This window comes from Bacillus sp. LR--39, assembly GCF_053613335.1.
In genome coordinates, this window is the sequence record NZ_JBSIOT010000903.1 from 1 (window position 1) to 700 (window position 700).

Below are 700 nucleotides of genomic sequence, written 5' to 3' on the forward strand. Positions count from 1 at the left end.
TTTGTTAAACCTGCGTCCGCCACTGCCTCCTGATTGGATATATGCCTAGTCGCCAGCATTTCCACACCTTTCGGAAGCGCTCCGGACAAAATCGGCTGGACACGGTTCCTTGTGATGAATGCGTTTGTTTCGACAATGGCTTGTATAGGAAGGTTTGAGACCTGGCCTTGATTCGGCATATTTACATTTGTGACGAGTTCACCCAATCCGAGAAGAGCCGCTATGATATTCACGCCTTCTTCTCCCGAAGCTTTCTCAGCAACGCCCCGTTGTTGCACGATCAACCGTTCTGTTTCTTGTCGTTTCTCAGCTCTGTCTTGTTTTCTGAATGGTATAGGTGTGAGATGAAATTTCCATACCTCAGGCTGTTTGAGGTATGGGCCGGGAAGAAACTCTGCCAGATGCCTGTCACCCGCAGCAGGGATGGCGCCATACGTTTCAAATAAATCAAACGCAACACGGTGTGCCGAACAAAAGACGCTGTCCCTCCAGCTTTCCCCCTCCAGCTCATATCCTGATTCCCCATAGTGCGCGCTGAATTCACAGAATATAGGCAGCAGGTCAATATGGCGGTAAGAGGCTTTTGTGATCCATGTAAAATGGTTAATGCCGAGCACATTAACGCGGATATCCTCACGCCGCGGCACCTCTATCCCCAGCCTTTCCGTGACCATTTCCGCCAATAGCTTTTGCGTCCCGA

1 pseudogene is annotated in these 700 nt (G+C 50.1%); it reads right to left on the minus strand.

Annotated elements, in window-relative coordinates:
* Window positions 1-700, minus strand: a pseudogene (lplD, locus tag ACWHAR_RS27365) (alpha-galacturonidase LplD); the annotation flags it as partial.